The sequence below is a fragment of the Ornithinimicrobium sp. genome (assembly GCF_030537745.1).
GTDB lineage: Bacteria > Actinomycetota > Actinomycetes > Actinomycetales > Dermatophilaceae > Ornithinicoccus.
The window spans coordinates 15180-29549 of sequence record NZ_JAUNVI010000037.1 but is presented as its reverse complement, the minus strand read 5'-3'; the positions used below and the strand labels follow the sequence as shown (position 1 = coordinate 29549).

At 70.2% G+C, this 14370-nt stretch carries 15 protein-coding genes; 8 read left to right on the top strand and 7 right to left on the bottom strand.

Annotated features, from left to right (window positions below; translation table 11 throughout):
* Nucleotides 1-253 precede the first annotated feature (253 nt).
* Complete coding sequence (locus Q4P07_RS09230) at nt 254-1951, bottom strand: DNA polymerase (RefSeq protein ID WP_303374623.1); 1698 nt, start codon at nt 1949-1951, stop codon at nt 254-256.
* Nucleotides 1952-2071: 120 nt separating this feature from the next.
* Between Q4P07_RS09230 and Q4P07_RS09225 the strand changes: the two genes are divergently transcribed.
* Complete coding sequence (locus Q4P07_RS09225; protein ID WP_303374622.1) at nt 2072-2857, top strand: HEAT repeat domain-containing protein; 786 nt, start codon at nt 2072-2074, stop codon at nt 2855-2857.
* 33 nt (nt 2858-2890) lie between these two features.
* Here Q4P07_RS09225 and Q4P07_RS09220 read toward each other — a convergent pair whose 3' ends face one another.
* A complete protein-coding gene (locus tag Q4P07_RS09220; protein ID WP_303374621.1) occupies nt 2891-3973 on the bottom strand; it encodes an alpha/beta fold hydrolase in 1083 nt (360 codons plus the stop codon).
* Between the two features lie 86 nt (nt 3974-4059).
* Here Q4P07_RS09220 and Q4P07_RS09215 point away from each other — a divergent pair, with 86 nt between their 5' ends.
* Complete coding sequence (locus Q4P07_RS09215) at nt 4060-5277, top strand: AAA family ATPase (RefSeq protein ID WP_303374620.1); 1218 nt, start codon at nt 4060-4062, stop codon at nt 5275-5277.
* A gap of 93 nt (nt 5278-5370) precedes the next feature.
* On the opposite strand, the gene Q4P07_RS09210 is transcribed toward Q4P07_RS09215, so the two are convergent.
* The 4 genes from Q4P07_RS09210 to Q4P07_RS09195 all read right to left on the bottom strand — a co-directional run bounded on the left by Q4P07_RS09210 (nt 5371) and on the right by Q4P07_RS09195 (nt 8651).
* On the bottom strand, nt 5371-6393 hold the full coding sequence (locus Q4P07_RS09210; protein ID WP_303374619.1) for a 1-aminocyclopropane-1-carboxylate deaminase: 1023 nt from the start codon (nt 6391-6393) through the stop codon (nt 5371-5373).
* A gap of 17 nt (nt 6394-6410) precedes the next feature.
* Entirely contained in the window at nt 6411-7094 is a 684-nt protein-coding gene (locus Q4P07_RS09205; RefSeq protein ID WP_303374618.1) for a GntR family transcriptional regulator, read from the bottom strand.
* Nucleotides 7095-7212: 118 nt separating this feature from the next.
* Nucleotides 7213-8124 carry an SGNH/GDSL hydrolase family protein gene (locus Q4P07_RS09200; protein ID WP_303374617.1) on the bottom strand — a complete coding sequence of 304 codons (912 nt, stop codon included), beginning with the start codon at nt 8122-8124 and terminating at the stop codon, nt 7213-7215.
* A gap of 131 nt (nt 8125-8255) precedes the next feature.
* The gene (locus Q4P07_RS09195; RefSeq protein ID WP_303374616.1) at nt 8256-8651 is read right to left on the bottom strand and encodes a metalloregulator ArsR/SmtB family transcription factor; all 396 of its coding nucleotides are present in this window, start codon (nt 8649-8651) and stop codon (nt 8256-8258) included.
* Between the two features lie 54 nt (nt 8652-8705).
* Here Q4P07_RS09195 and Q4P07_RS09190 point away from each other — a divergent pair, with 54 nt between their 5' ends.
* Nucleotides 8706-9707: a cation diffusion facilitator family transporter gene (locus Q4P07_RS09190; protein WP_303374615.1), complete on the top strand. Its 1002-nt coding sequence runs from the start codon at nt 8706-8708 to the stop codon at nt 9705-9707.
* Nucleotides 9708-9795: 88 nt separating this feature from the next.
* Here Q4P07_RS09190 and Q4P07_RS09185 read toward each other — a convergent pair whose 3' ends face one another.
* Nucleotides 9796-10071, bottom strand: a complete 276-nt coding sequence (locus Q4P07_RS09185) for an HU family DNA-binding protein (protein ID WP_303374614.1) — start codon at nt 10069-10071, stop codon at nt 9796-9798.
* 143 nt (nt 10072-10214) lie between these two features.
* Between Q4P07_RS09185 and Q4P07_RS09180 the strand changes: the two genes are divergently transcribed.
* The 5 genes from Q4P07_RS09180 (at nt 10215) to Q4P07_RS09160 (ending at nt 14131) form a co-directional block, all read left to right on the top strand.
* Nucleotides 10215-11237 (top strand): GTP pyrophosphokinase family protein, encoded by a 1023-nt coding sequence (locus Q4P07_RS09180; protein WP_303374613.1) that lies wholly within the window; start codon nt 10215-10217, stop codon nt 11235-11237.
* Complete coding sequence (locus tag Q4P07_RS09175) at nt 11230-12030, top strand: SDR family NAD(P)-dependent oxidoreductase (protein ID WP_303374612.1); 801 nt, start codon at nt 11230-11232, stop codon at nt 12028-12030. Before Q4P07_RS09180 ends, Q4P07_RS09175 begins: the two co-directional genes overlap by 8 nt.
* A gap of 69 nt (nt 12031-12099) precedes the next feature.
* The gene (locus Q4P07_RS09170) at nt 12100-12915 is read left to right on the top strand and encodes a sigma-70 family RNA polymerase sigma factor (RefSeq protein ID WP_303374611.1); all 816 of its coding nucleotides are present in this window, start codon (nt 12100-12102) and stop codon (nt 12913-12915) included.
* 22 nt (nt 12916-12937) lie between these two features.
* A complete protein-coding gene (locus tag Q4P07_RS09165) occupies nt 12938-13174 on the top strand; it encodes a hypothetical protein (protein ID WP_303374610.1) in 237 nt (78 codons plus the stop codon).
* Between the two features lie 63 nt (nt 13175-13237).
* Entirely contained in the window at nt 13238-14131 is an 894-nt protein-coding gene (locus Q4P07_RS09160) for an aminotransferase class I/II-fold pyridoxal phosphate-dependent enzyme (protein WP_303374609.1), read from the top strand.
* Nucleotides 14132-14370 lie beyond the last annotated feature (239 nt).

Sequence of the window (14370 nt, the reverse complement as noted above, 5' to 3'; positions counted from 1 at the left end):
GGCGCGTGCACCGCATACCCCCCTCCAGCGAGCACCACCCACGCAGGCGAGGGACGCCGGCACGGCATACCGCGCTCCAGCGAGCACAACCCACTCACGCAAGTGGCGAACCACCGGCGTGCCCTGCTTTGCCGCCGCCGCGCAGCTCCCGATATCCACGACCAGATCTACGCATGGCGTGACCAAGGCCTGGCCAGGTCTGCTCCGGCGTGGGGGCCGGCGCCCACTGCGGTCCGGTCCCTGCCGTGGCGGCTCAGTCCTTGGCCTCCGACCAGCGCCGCACCACCTTGACATCCGCGACGAACCGGACGCGATCGGAGCCGGACCACCGCCGGGAGCTGGCGGTCAGCGCCTCGAGCAATCTGCCTACCGTCTCCTGCGCATGCTCCTGCGGCACGTGGACGAGCAGCTCGTCGTGCAGGCACAGCACGATCTGCGCGTCGAGGTCCCGCGTGGTGGCCCGGACCGTCGAGGCCCAGGCTTTGAACAGCTCGGCGGCCGAGCCCTGGATGACCGCATTGCGCGCGAACCGCCCACGGGCGCTGTCAAAGGACGGGTTGGTCCCGACGGGCACCGTGTCCGTGCGGTAGTCGGTGCGAACGAGCCGCCCACCGAAGGTGCGCACGGGCTCGGCCCTGCGGCCCGCGTCATAGGCGCGGTCCAGGAAGCTCATCGACACCGGGTAGGCACGCTCGAGGCCGCGGAGAGCCTCACCTGCAGCACCGCTGCGCTGGCCATACATCGCGGCCAGGACCGCGACCTTGGCCACCGACCGCTCCACCCCGAGCCTCGCCGCGACCGGGGCGTAGAGGTCGTCGGCCCGGGTCGCGTCGGCGAAAGCTTCGTCACCGGCGACCACCGCCAGGACCCGCGGCTCGATCTGCCCGAGGTCTGCCCGGACGATGACGTGGCCCGGCTCGGCAGCGACGGCCGTCCGCAGGACCGCGGGCAGGTTGTGCAACCCGTGCTGCGCGGTCATCCGGCCGGCGGCGCCGTCGCACACCGTCCACGCACCCCGCAGCCGGTCGTCGGGTCCAACGTGCTCCTCCAGCCACCGGTGCCCATAGGTCGTCGCGATCCGCTCGTCGGCGCGCCAGGCCAGCAGGGCCGGGATTACTGGATGCTCGTCACGATGCGCTTCCAGCTCCCACTTGCGGGTCGATTCGAGGCGGACCCCAACCGTCTCCAGCATCCCCTTCACCGCGGCCGGGTTGCGCAGGTCGGCGCGGTAACCACCCGGCAGGAGCCGCAGGACGACCTCGTCCCGCGCCGCCCGTAGGCGGGCGGCGTGCGCGTCGGACTCCGGTCGAGGGCCGGACGCCAACACGATGATCCGCAATGCCTCAACGCGGTCGATGGGCAGGCCGTCGTGGGCCAATTCAGCCGCGAGGACCGCGGTCGCGGACTCTGAGATGGCGGTCGCGACAGCCCGTGGACCGGATCGCTCCGCGAGGGACAACTGACGGGCGGCGCAGGTGAGCGCCGCCCGTGCCCACGCCCGCAGGTGCTCGGGGTGCTCCAGCCACGCGGGCGAGGAGGCGTCACCACGTAGGTGACCATCGGGTAGGACGGGGTCGTCGCCACCGGCCTCCGGCTCAGGGCCACCGACGAAGTCGAAGAGGTCCCCGCTGGGCGCTGTAGGGGCATCGTCGGGGTCCAGACCGGCGGCGCCCGCCCACACCCGGCTCGGCGCAGCCGCCCACCCACCGTGGAGGATGCGGTGCACCTCGGCCAGGTCCCACGCCCGTGACACCCGGACCCCGGCGCGCAGCAGCCACGGCGCCACGGACTCAAAGGACCACGTGACGAACCTGACCTGGCCGGTGGCATCGAGCTGAGCGACCTCGCGGGCCACCACCTCGGGCGCGCCCACCACGTCGACCCCGTCCCCGACCAACCCAGCCAGCCCTTCGCCGTCGGCCCCTGCAGACACGAGCGCGACGGACCTCATACCCGCGAAGGTAGCCGACCCCGCCCACGGGCAACTGGCCAGTGACCCCGAGGCCCCGCAGTTGACCCTCACGTGACCGCAGGGATGAGGATGGAGACCGTCAAGCAGAGGAGAAGAACGATGACCACGCTTCAGCAGGCCATGCGCGCCGTCACGCACCCCGACCCCGACGTGCGTCAGGAGGCCGCCATGCGGCTGGGCACGCTCGCCGACGCGACGGTGGCGGGCGAGTTGGTCCAACGGTTGGTCGACGAGCCCGACTTCTTCGTGCGGGAGACCCTCACCTGGGTCATCGTCGCCCAGCAGGAGGCCACCGTGCCGCACCTAGTCGAGGCGCTGGCCGGGCAGCACCCCTCCCGGGCCCAGGTGCTGCACGCGCTGAGCAAGATCGGGGATCCTGGGCTCGTCGAGCACATCGTGCCGCTGGCCGGCGACCCGGATCCGGCCGTCACGGCCAAGGCGTGGTGGGCGCTGGGCCGCATCGCGCTCGGCGAGACCGCGCCGGTCCTGATGGCGCACCTGGGCACGGGTGACCCCGAGCAGCGTCAGGCGTTGACCAGCGCGCTGGAGCAGTTCGGCGCGCCGGCCGTGCCAGCCCTCGCCGCGCACCTGAGCGACCCCTCGCCGGCAGTGCGTCGCCATGCTGCTGAGGCGCTCAGCGCGATCGGTGATCCGGGCGCACGGGAGGCTGCAGACGCGCTCGTGGCGTATGTCGACTCCGCTCCCGACCGGGAGGAGGGGGTCATCGCCCTCGGGGCCCTGGGCCAGCTCGACGTGCCAGCGGCGCAGGCCGCCCTGGAGCGGCTGCGCTCGAGCGAGGACACCTGGGTCTCGCTCATGGCGGACTGGTTGATCGTCGACCGCGCCGAGCGGCGGGCCAAGGCGCAGCGCCGCAAGAAGCGCTGAGCCGGTCGTGCCGGCGACGCGGAGGTCGCGCGCTCAGCTGCTCGGCGTAGCGAGCAGCTCGCCCAGGTGGGCGTCAACCTCCTCGAGATAGGACGACTGGAAACCGAACAGGCCGAAGTGCCCGGCGATCGAGTGGAGCTCACGCAGCTCGCTGCCGGGGGTGAGAGCCTGCTCGGCCGCGCAGTCGGCGGTCGGGAAGAACATGTCGTGGTCGATCGGCATGACAAACATCTTCGCGGTGATCCGGCCGAGCGCCTTCGCGAGGTCGCCGCCGGTGTTGCGGGCGACATCACCGCGCTGCCACTTCCACGCCATCGTGAGGAGGGCGTTGGGGTCCATGAGCTGGAAGAGGGCACGGATGAAGCGACTCTGGAAGTCCTCGAAGTCGGCCCAGGGCTCCTCTCCCTCGGGCGCGGGAACGCCCCGCCAGAACTCCGTCTTCCAGAAGTCAGTCGACAGCCCCAGGACCGCCCAGATGTCGGCGTGCCGTCCGAGGCCAGCTGAGACGTCCGCGTGGGAGGAGTACTCCCCACCGGCGAATCCTGGATCGGAGGTGATCGCCTCGACGAGCGTCGTGGTGAACAGGAAGTCGTGCGGCGTGTTCTGGGCGGTGCCCGCGATCGGCGCTGCGCGCAGCACCTTCTCGGGGAAGCGAACAGCCCACTCCCAGGCCTGTTGGGCACCCATCGATCCGCCGACGACGAGCGCGAGCCGGGTGATCCCGAAGACCTCACGCAGGAGTTGTTCCTGCGCGCGGACATCGTCTCCGATGCGCACCTTCGGAAACTTCGACATCGTGATCGGGGAGTCAGTGGTGTTGTGCGCAGAGGTGGACAGCCCGTTGCCGATCTGATTGACCACGACGATGAAGTACTGCTCCGGATCGAGCGCGCGGCCGGGTCCGATGTACACCTGCTCCCAGGTGGCATGCGTGCCAGAGAACCAGGTGGGGATGAGGATCGCGTTGGAGCTGTCCTCGTTCAGCGTTCCATAGGTGGCCACCGCGAGCTGCAGGTCGGGGATGATCCCTCCCTCCTCGAGCTCGAACCGACCGATCCCGTGCAGCTCGTAGTCGCCCTGCACGTCGGGTGTGTAGAAAGCATTGTCGAGCGGCAACGTCCGACCTCCTCGTCGTGGATCTGTCCTTGGGGGGACTGTAGCCCGGCACTGCCTCGTCGGTGCGCAGCCGTAACCTGCTGCGCATGTATAGGACCGTCGCGCTCCGTGGCTACCGCTCCCTGCGCGACGTCCGGCTGCCGCTGGGTCGGCTGACCGTCGTCACTGGCGCCAACGGCACCGGCAAGAGTGGGGTCTATCGCGCCCTCCGTCTCCTCGCGGACTGCGGCGCGGGGCGGGTGGTCGGGTCGCTGGCGCGCGAGGGCGGGCTGGAGTCGGTGCTCTGGGCTGGGCCGGAGAGCCTCGGCGGGGCTCGTCGTGGGTATGCCGTGGAGGGGACGGCGCGCCGAGGTCGCGTGTCCTTGCTGCTGGGTGTGGGCGGGGACGAGCTGTCCTACCTGGTCGACCTCGGGATCCCGGTGCAGCACGGGTCGGCCTTCGACCGCGACCCGGAGGTCAAGCGCGAGGCGGTGTGGAGCGGGCCCATCATGCGACCCTCGACCCTGGTCGCCCGTCGCAAGCACCACGGGGTGGAGCTGCGCGACGACGAAGGGGACTGGGCCAAGGCGCCGGTGAGCGTGCCGACCTGGGCCAGCATGCTCACCGAGGTGGTCGACCCACTCGCGGCCCCGGAGCTGTGGGCGATGCGGGAGTCGCTGCGATCGTGGCGGTTCTATGACGGGTTCCGGGTCGACGCAGCCAGCCCCGCCCGGACGCCGCAGGTCGGCACGCGCACGTGGGCGCTGGCCGACGACGGCTCCGACCTGGCCGCGGCCCTGCGGACGATTGAGGAGGACAGCCGCTCGGCTCTGGCTGGGGCCGTGGCGGACGCCTTTGACGGGGCACGGCTGGACGTCACGGCCTCCGACGGCCTCTTCGACGTGCGTCTGCACCAGCCTGGGATGCTGCGACCGTTGCGTGCTGCCGAGCTGTCCGACGGCACGCTGCGCTATCTGCTCTGGCTCGCCGCGCTCCTCACCCCGGTGCCACCCGCGCTGATGGCGCTCAACGAGCCAGAGACCAGCCTGCACCCGTCTCTCATCGCGCCGCTGGCCCGGCTGGTCGCCACCGCCTCGCGGCATACCCAGATAGTGCTCGTCACCCACTCCCAGCCCCTCATCCAGGCGCTCTGCGACGAGCTCACCGACGGGCAGGACCCACGCATGGAGGACGCGGACGACGACGTCAGCCCCGGGGACCTGCCGGCTTTGCGCCTCCTCGAGCTGACCAAAGACCTGGGCGAGACACGCGTGGTCGGCCAGGGTCTGCTGACCACGCCGCGGTGGGAGTGGGGCCGGCGCTAGCCGCGGGGCTGGTCGTCCTCATGGGCACGTGGGAGTAGCGGCATACCGCAACTTTCACGTGCCCACGATCACGGACCTCGGCCCGCGCCGGGCTCAGTCCTCGAAGATGGAGCTGTAGGCGTTGAGGGCCAGCTGGCCACCCAGGTGGGCGTAGAGGACGTTGGAGCTGTCGGGGATGTCGCCATCGCGGACCAGGTCGATCAACCCGGCCATCGACTTGCCCTCATAGACCGGGTCCAGGATGACGCCCTCGAGCCGACCGGTCGTGCGGATCGCGTCGATCGTCGACTGCACCGGGATGCCATAGCGGTCACCGGCCCAGCCCTCGCGCACGTCGATCTCGTCATCGCGCAGATCGCGGCGCAGCCCGATCTGCTCAGCGGTGTGGCGGGCGATGCGCGCGACCTGGTCACGGGTTTTCTCCAGCGTGGCGCTCGCGTCGATGCCGATCACCTTGCGCGGCCGACCGCCAGCCTCCTCCAGCGCGGCGAACCCTGCGATCATGCCGGCGTGGGTCGACCCGGTGACCGTGCACACCACGATCGTGTCGAAGAAGACGCCAAGCTCGGCCTCCTGCTGGGCCACCTCATAGGCCCAGTGGGCGAAGCCGAGCCCACCGAGAGGGTGCTCGGACGCGCCCGCCGGGATCGGGTAGGGCGTGCCACCGGCCTCGGTCACCGACTCCATCGCGTGCTCCCACGAGGGCCGGATGCCGATGTCGAAGCCGGACTGGTCGAGGCGGACGTCGGCCCCCATGATCCGGGACAGGAGGATGTTGCCGACCTTGTCGTTGACCGCGTCGTCCCAGTCGACCCACTTCTCTTGGACAAGGACGGCTGACAGGCCCAGGTGGGCGGCCACGGCCGCGACCTGGCGCGTGTGGTTGGACTGGTAGCCGCCGATCGAGACCAGGGTGTCAGCGCCGGAGGCGAGGATGTCGGGGACGATGTACTCCAGCTTGCGCGTCTTGTTGCCGCCAAAGGCGAGACCGGAGTTGCAGTCCTCGCGCTTGGCCCAGACCCGCGCACCGCCCAGGTGCGCGGTCAACCGGTCCAGCGGGTGGACGGGGCTCGGCCCGAAGGTGAGCGGGTGGCGGGGGAAGTCGGTGATGGACAAGGTGTCTCCTGGTGGATTCAGTGGATGGTGCGGACGTTGTCGGACCGGAGGCCGGTCCAGGTTTCCAGGGCAGTCTCAGCAGCGGCGTCGGCATCGCCGGCTTGAAGGGCCACGATCAGGCGTTCGTGCAGGTTGAAGGACACGTTGAGCAAGCCCGCCTCCGACTCGGCTTGGGGCTGAGAAAAACGAGCACGTTCGGCCCGACGCAGGAGCGGGGAATGCTGCTCCAGCGTGTCCACGAGCGCCTGGTTGTCGGCGAGCGTGACGACGACGCCGTGAAGCTGGTCGTCTGCAGCGAGGGCGGCGTCGATATCTTGCTCCTGCAGCGCCGCACCGAAGGCGCGGTTGGCCTCGCGCATGGTGTCCAGGTGGGTGGAGGTGGCCCGCGGAGCGGCTAGCCGTGCGGCGAGCGCGTGCATCGCAGCAACGACCGGGACCGCGTCCTTGATGCGGGCATCGTCGAGCGGGACCACGGTCGTCGAATGTCCCGGGCGGGTGTGCACGAGCCCTGCCCGTTCCAGGCGCATCATGGCCTCCCGGATAGGGGTGCGGCTCACACCGATCCAGCCCTGGAGCTCGCCCTCACGCAGCTGCTCCCCGGGTGCGAGAGTGCCGTCGACGATCGCGTCTCTCAGCACCTCATAAGCCCGGTCGCGCAAGAGGACGCGGCCGACAATGGCACGCTGCGTGGGGACCGGCATGCAATATATTACACAGCCTCAGGCGAGCGTTGTCAAGGCAACGGGAAGGCAGCACCCGGACGGCCGGGACCGGACGAGAGCCGCCGTGCCGGGCGGCCAGGGGGACTCCGGACCGGCGTCAGTGCGGAGACTGCTGGTGGTGGACGTCAGCCTCGAGTAGTGGTGGTCCCTGGCTAGCGTCGCTCGACTGCTCCGGCAGGGTGCTCTGCGGGACCTGACGGGCCGCAACCGGCAGGATCTCGGGCCGCTTGGGAAGGCGATGGTCGCCGGAGGACTCTCCGTGGAGGCGGCGATGGATCCAGGGGCGCAGGTGCGCAGCCACCCAGTCGCGGTCGGCCGCGAGGGACTCGAACCGGCCCAGGGGCGCTGGCGCCTCCAGCGGGTCCAGCCAGTCGCGCACCTCGAACGGCATACCCAGGGTCCACAGGGCCTGGGCAGCGATCCGCGCGTGCCCGGCGGAGGTGAAGTGGATCCGGTCCTCGCCCCACATCCGCGCATCGCGCAGCGACTGCATCGTGTAGAGATCAACGACGAAGGATCCCGTCCGCTGCGCCACACCCCACAGCTCCGCGGTGTACTCCACCATTCGTGGATGCACCCGATTGACCAGGGAAGCCCAGGCCACATTGGGCGCCGTGACGAGCAGGACGTCTGCACCCGTCTCCCGGATCCGCTCCACCCCCACCTCAAGCTTGCCGAGCACGTGGTCGATCGAGACCCGAGGTCGCAGCACGTCGTTGCCGCCGGCCGAGAAGCTCACTAGGTCGGGTTTGAGCGTGAGCGCCGCCTCGAGCTGCTCCGCGATGATCGCGTCGATCAACCGACCGCGGATCGCCAGGTTGGCGTAGCCGAAAGGCCGACCCTCCAGCTCGTTACGGGCCGCGAGGCCGGCGGCCACCCGGTCGGCCCACCCGACGTACTCACCCTCGCGCTCCGGGTCCACGTCGACCATGCCCTCGGTGAAGGAGTCGCCGATCGCGACGAACCGCTCCCAGACACGCGGCTGCGCTGGGTGCGGACGAGTAGGCATGTGACCCAGCGTAGGCGCCCAGCCACCGAGCCATCCACCGGTGCGCCGCGGGCGATCTCCAGCCCGGGGAACTGCCGCGCCAGGGTCCCGGCGGCGAGCTCCTCCCAGGTCAGCTGCTGCATACCTGACCGCTAGACGCGTCGCGATCCGTAGCGGTGCTCGTGGCGCGGCGACGGGTCGAGATCGGTCCCGTGCTCTGCATACGCCAGCGCCTCCATCAGGAGGTTGTGAACGTGCGCGCTGGTCGTGGAGTAGTAGGCGAAGGTCGCCTCGCGGCGCGAGGTCACCAGGCCGGCCAGCCGCAGCTTGGCCAGGTGCTGGCTGACGACCGTGGCGTTGGCGCCGACGCGCTCCGCGAGGTCGTTGACGCTGCGCTCGCCCTGCTGGAGCACCCAGAGGATCTTGATCCGGGTCGGGTCAGTCAAGAGCTTGAAGGTCCGGGCCGCCTGATCGGCGTGCTGGTCGGCGGGCACGTCGGGGCGGAGGTCATCCGGGCCGGGCTGCGGAGAAGCGGGATCGGTCGGCACGTGCCCATCCTATCTATCTTCATATCTGTGCAGATTTGCATATATACTGCGCAGATGAGCGACGAGGGCGACCACCGGCACGACCACGACCACGACCTCAGCGATGAGCACGACCACGGCCACAGCGTCTGGGGTCGACTGAAGCACGCTGTGGTGCCGCACTCGCACGACCACGTCGACAGCGTCCTCATCGGCGAAGAAGCCCGAGCACACGGCATCCGTACGGCCTGGGTCAGCCTCGTCGTGATGGCAGCCACCGCGCTCGGCCAGGTGTTCATCGTGGTGCTCAGCGGCTCGGTCGCGCTGCTCGCGGACACCGTGCACAACCTGGGCCACCTGGCCACGACGGTGCCCTTGCTCATGGCGTTCCAGCTCGCGGCGAAGGCACCCACCGAGCGCTACAGCTATGGCTTCCGACGGGCCGAGGACGTCGTCGGGCTGCTGATCGCGGGCGTCATCGCACTGTCCGCCGCCCTGATCATCTGGGAGTCGGTGCAGGCCCTCACCCACGAACGCGAGCTGACCCACCTCGGCTGGGTCTTCGTGGCAGGGGTCGTGGGCTTCGTCGGCAACGAGCTGGTGGCGATCTACCGCATCCGGGCAGGTCGTCGGATCGGCTCGGCCGCCCTGGTGGCCGAGGGCAACCATGCCCGCGCCGACGGGCTCACCTCGCTAGCGGTCATCGTCGGCGCGATCGCTGCCTGGTTCGGGTATCCCGAGTGGGACGCGATCATCGGCCTGGTCATCGCGGCGATGATCATCTGGATCCTCATCCTCTCGCTGCGGTCGGTGATCCGACGGTTGATGGATGGCGTCGACGCCGGCGTGGTGCCGGGTATGGCGCACGCCGCCTCCTCGGTCGCCGGAGTCCGCGCCGTGGACACCGCCCGCGCCCGCTGGAGCGGCCACACCCTGCAGGCCGAGCTGGCGATCGCTGTCGACCCGACGTTCACCGTCGCGCAAGGCCATCGCGTCGCCGTTGAGGTGGAGCGGGCTGTCCGGGAGGCCACCCCGCACCTGGCTGAGGCGACGGTGGTGGTGCTCCCGGGGATATGACCCCTTCGCCGCCACCGCGAAGCCCCCGAGATGCGACGACGCCCGGCCCCCGAGAAGGGGGCCGGGCGTCGTCAGGCGTGCGGCTGGATCAGCCGTTGACGCGCTCCTTCAACTTGGAACCCTGCTTGAAGCCGGCGGACTTGCTCGCGGCGATCTGGATCTCGGCGCCGGTCTGCGGGTTGCGGCCGGTGCGGGCCGCGCGCTCGCGGACCTCGAACGTGCCAAAGCCCGGGAAGGCGACCTTGTTGCCAGCGGCGAGCTCGCTGCTGACGGCCTCCAGGACGGCGCTGACGACCTTGTCGGCAGCAGCCTGCGTCATGCCTGCCTCGCGTGCGACAGCCTCGACAATGACCTTCTTGCTCATGGGTGCAGCCCTTTCATTGACTGATTGGTCGCCCAACGGTAGACAGATCACACCCAGATTTCCCAACCGCCACGCCAGAATGCGCGTCTGGACGCGGAATTTCGGCTCTAAATCGGCCCCAGGGATGCCCTAGGGTCGTGCTCATGGGTCAACACGACGGCAACGTCGACCGGACGGTCGCGGCATACACGGAGCTGGAGCCCTCGCTCCACCCCGTCACCGACCACGCCATCTCGCTGTTGACCTCCCTCATCGATGACGCCGGGATCAACTATCTGGCGGTGAGCGGCCGGACCAAGTCGCCAGCGTCCTTCGCGGCCAAGGCTCGCCGCTACGAGGGCGATGCGTCGGTCGACCCGCTCAAGGTCATCACCGACCAGGTCGGGACCCGGATCATCACCTATGTGCGCAGCGATGTGCTGGCGGTGGCCGACCTGCTCAGCGAGCACTTCACCGTCCTCGACGACCGCGACATGGGGCAGGAGACCGCGCGCGAAGGTCGGTTTGGCTACTCCAGCCGCCACCTGGTGGTGTCGATAGACCCGGTCGGGCCGGACGGCGAGCTCCCTGAGTACGACCCCCTGCGGTGCATCTCGGTCCAGCTGCGCACCGTCCTCCAGCACGCCTGGGCGGAGTTTGAGCACGACGTCCGCTACAAGGGGACGATCCCGCCCGAGCAGGTGCCCGACCTGGACCGACGGTTCACCCTCGCGGCCGGTCTGCTGGAGCTCGCGGACAACGAGTTCACCAGCATCCGGGACCGGCTGCAGGCTGGACTCTCGGGTGGGACCATCACCGTCGACGTCGCTGACCCACGGATCAGCCCGCCGGAACTGGCGACCTTCCTGGCCGGTCGCTACTCCTCGGCCGGTTGGTCGCGCACCGAGCACTACGAGTGGATCGCCACGCTCCTGCTCGAGCTCGGCATCGACTCCCTCGACGCGCTCAGCGCGCTGCTCGGCGACGTGGACAGCTCGACCGTCACCAACGCGATGGGCTACAAATACCCACCCGGTGCCGTCCGGCGGCTCGACGACGACCTTTTGGTGAGTCTCGGGGACCGGTATGTCGAGCTGCCGGGCAACGAGCGCCGGCGCGAGCCGCTCCGGGTGCGCCTGGCCAAGGGCAGCAACCACGACAAGCAGGAGGAGAAGGACCGTGACTGACTATCGGCGCGGAGTCCTGGTGACCGGCGCGTCACGAGGCGTCGGAGCGGCGACGGCGCTCCGGTTCGCCGAACGCGGCGACCGGGTGGCCGTGCACTATCGGGGCGCGCAGGATCGTGCGCAGGCCGTGCTGGAGAGACTGCCTGGCCAGGGTCATATCCTTCTTCAGGCAGACTTGTCCTCGCCGACGCAGACGCGTGACCTCGCTGCGGCGGCCGTCGAGGCCCTCGGGCGGATCGACGTGCTGGTCAACAACGCCGCGCTCTTCCTGGACCCGGCTGCCGGGAGCCGACGGGGCGACCACCGCCTCACCGATGTCGACTATGAGGAGTGGGTGCGCGCCTGGCAGACGACGCTGGCGACCAACCTCCTGGGCCCGGCGAACCTGACCTGGTGCGTGGCCCGGCACCTGATCGAGGTCCCGCCCGCCCAGGGCCAGCCCGTCGGCCGGATCGTCAACGTCGGTTCGCGCGGCGCCTACCGAGGCGAGCCCGAGGTCCCCGCCTACGGTGCGAGCAAGGCTGGGCTCCACGCCTTCGGCCAGTCGATGGCGATCGCCCTGGCGCCGCACGGGATCGGGGTGGTGTCGATCGCGCCCGGCTTCATCGCGACGGACATGGCCGCCACGGTGCTCGGGGGGCCTGGCGGCGACGCGATCCGTGCGCAGAGCCCGTTCGGTCGGGTCGCTACCCCCGAAGAGGTGGCCAACGCCATCTGCGCGCTCGCCGAGCCGTCCGCGGAGTGGGCCTCCGGCGCTGTCCTGGACTTCAACGGCGCCAGCTATCTGCGTTGATCCTCCGGTCACACTCGCCGCCCCCGCCTCGTCACCCAGATGACAGCAGCCGAGGGAAAGGCGGGACCGATGGACACGACCGGCGTCTTCGAACAGGAGCGCCCGAGGCTGGTGAGGATCGCAGCCCGGGTGCTGGGCGACCACGCTGAGGCCGAGGACGTCGTGCAGCAGGCGTGGCTGAGGCTGCACCGCACCGAGGCGCAGATCGAGAACCTCCCGGGCTGGTTGACGACGGTGACCACCCGGCTCTGCCTGGACCGGCTCAAAGCCAAGATCCCACGCCCAGACGGCGGCTACGACGCGGGCACCGCCGCCGACCCGGCCGACGACATCATGCTCGCGGACACCGTCGGGGCAGCCCTGCAGGTCGTCCTCGACCGGCTCTCCCCACGAGAGCGGGTCGCCTTCGTGCTGCACGACAGTTTCAGCTTTGACTTCACCACCATCGCCGCCGTCCTCGACACCACGCCGGCCGCGGCCCGCAAGCTCGCCTCCCGAGCCCGCGCCAGACTCGCCCAGCCGGCCGCCGAGGACGCCCTGGCTGACTGGGAGATCGTCGACGCCTTCATGGACGCGGCCCGCGAGGGCAACTTCGAGCGCCTCCTGCAACTGCTCGCACCGGACGCCACCGTGCGGGCGGACGCCGCGGCCATCCGGGCAGGCACTCCGGAGCGGATGGACGGCCGTGACGAGCTCGCACGCTTCTTCAACGGCAGCGCCCGCGCGGCGCTCCCGGTGTCGCTCGACGACCGCCCCGCCGCCGCGTGGTTCCACCGGGGCCAAGCAATGGTCCTCTTCGACTTCACCGTCGCCGACGGACTCGTCCAGACCATCACCTTCCGGGCCGAGAAGGAGACGCTGGCCCGCGTCATACGCCGCCATTGAAACTGAACCCAAGGAGACGCCCATGAAGACCATGACCTGCCGCCAGCTCGGTGGACCCTGCGACCTCGAGCACCGCGGCGAGAGCGCCGACAACGTGATCAACGCTCAGGACCAGCACCTCAAGGAGGCCGAGAAAGCGGGCGACGAGTCACACCTGCCGGCCCGCAAGGAGATGAAAGACCGTTGGCGCCACCCGAAGAAGTCGATGGGTTGGTATCGCGACATGAAGCAAGCGTTCGCCGATCTGCCCGAGAGCTGAGGCTGCGCCCCGGCCGCCAGCCTCCTTCGACGGCCCCGCGGCCGGCCCTGAGAGGATGATGTCGTGTCCCCACCAGTGCCGTTGCCGCCGGCCGGCGCTCATGGCGGTGATGGTGTCGCGGTGGCGCGCGCGTTAGGCCTCGATCCGAGCAGCCTGCTCGATCTGTCGCAGAACATGAACCCTGCGGCTCCCCCCGTCGCCGACCTCGTCACCAGGCATCTCGATGCCCTTGGCCGCTACCCGGACACCGGCCCCGCCACGACCTACCTCGCCCAGGCCCTCGAGGTCGACCCCCAGCGGCTGCTCCTGACCAACGGCGGCAGCGAGGCCATCCACCTGGTGACCCAGGTGCTCGGTGGCCGGGTGCGCAGCGAACCCGAGTTTGGGCTGCATCCGCGTGGTGAGAGCGGCCCGACCTGGCGCACCGACCCGCACAGCCCGTCCGGACGGTTGGCCGGGCAGGACGAGCACGCTGACGTGTGGGACGAAGCGTTCTACGCACTGGCGACCGGGCGATGGACGGCAAGGCGCCCGGGGGTGGTCGTCGGGTCGCTGACCAAGACCTTCAACTGCCCGGGGCTGCGGCTGGGGTATGTCGTGGCAGACCCCCACCTCATCGCTGCCTGCGCGCGGGCGCAGGCGCACTGGTCGGTGAGCACCCTCGCGCTCGCGGTCCTGCCCGACCTGCTCGATCTGGCCGACCTGCCCGCGTGGTCGGCGACGATAGCGACCTTGCGCGCCCAACTGCTCGACCTGTGCAGCGGGCACGGGCTCCGCGTCGAGGCGGCCGACGCCCCGTGGGTGCTCGTCCACGAGCCCGGCCTGCGGGAGCGGCTCGCACCGCACGGCGTCCTGGTCCGGGACTGCGCCAGCTTCGGCATGCCTGGGGTTGCCCGGATTGCCGTCCCCGACGCGGCGGGTATGGAGCGCCTGGCCACCGCCCTAGACAGCTCCTGAGCCGCAGAGAGCACCTCCCCGGTGGGGGTAGGCTGTGCAGCGTCGCGCAGACGAAGTCCGGTGAGAACCCGGCACTGACCCGCAACGGTGGAGTCACCCGACCAGCAATCGCTGGCCGAGGGGACCGAGTCCGGTCGAACTGCTCGATGATCCGAGACCACTCGCCCTCGAGGACCTACAGGGCCGGTTCGGACGGCGGACCATCTTCGGACTGTCGCTCGAGCGCATCCCACCTCGAC

Bases quoted from the DNA above. Each gene is read 5' to 3' on its own strand.
- Q4P07_RS09230 (WP_303374623.1), bottom strand. From the start codon at position 1,951: ATGAGGTCCGTCGCGCTCGTGTCTGCAGGGGCCGACGGCGAAGGGCTG.
- Q4P07_RS09225 (WP_303374622.1), top strand. From the start codon at position 2,072: ATGACCACGCTTCAGCAGGCCATGCGCGCCGTCACGCACCCCGACCCC.
- Q4P07_RS09215 (WP_303374620.1), top strand. From the start codon at position 4,060: ATGTATAGGACCGTCGCGCTCCGTGGCTACCGCTCCCTGCGCGACGTC.
- Q4P07_RS09205 (WP_303374618.1), bottom strand. From the start codon at position 7,094: ATGCCGGTCCCCACGCAGCGTGCCATTGTCGGCCGCGTCCTCTTGCGC.
- Q4P07_RS09200 (WP_303374617.1), bottom strand. From the start codon at position 8,124: ATGCCTACTCGTCCGCACCCAGCGCAGCCGCGTGTCTGGGAGCGGTTC.
- Q4P07_RS09190 (WP_303374615.1), top strand. From the start codon at position 8,706: ATGAGCGACGAGGGCGACCACCGGCACGACCACGACCACGACCTCAGC.
- Q4P07_RS09185 (WP_303374614.1), bottom strand. From the start codon at position 10,071: ATGAGCAAGAAGGTCATTGTCGAGGCTGTCGCACGCGAGGCAGGCATG.
- Q4P07_RS09180 (WP_303374613.1), top strand. From the start codon at position 10,215: ATGGGTCAACACGACGGCAACGTCGACCGGACGGTCGCGGCATACACG.
- Q4P07_RS09170 (WP_303374611.1), top strand. From the start codon at position 12,100: ATGGACACGACCGGCGTCTTCGAACAGGAGCGCCCGAGGCTGGTGAGG.
- Q4P07_RS09165 (WP_303374610.1), top strand. From the start codon at position 12,938: ATGAAGACCATGACCTGCCGCCAGCTCGGTGGACCCTGCGACCTCGAG.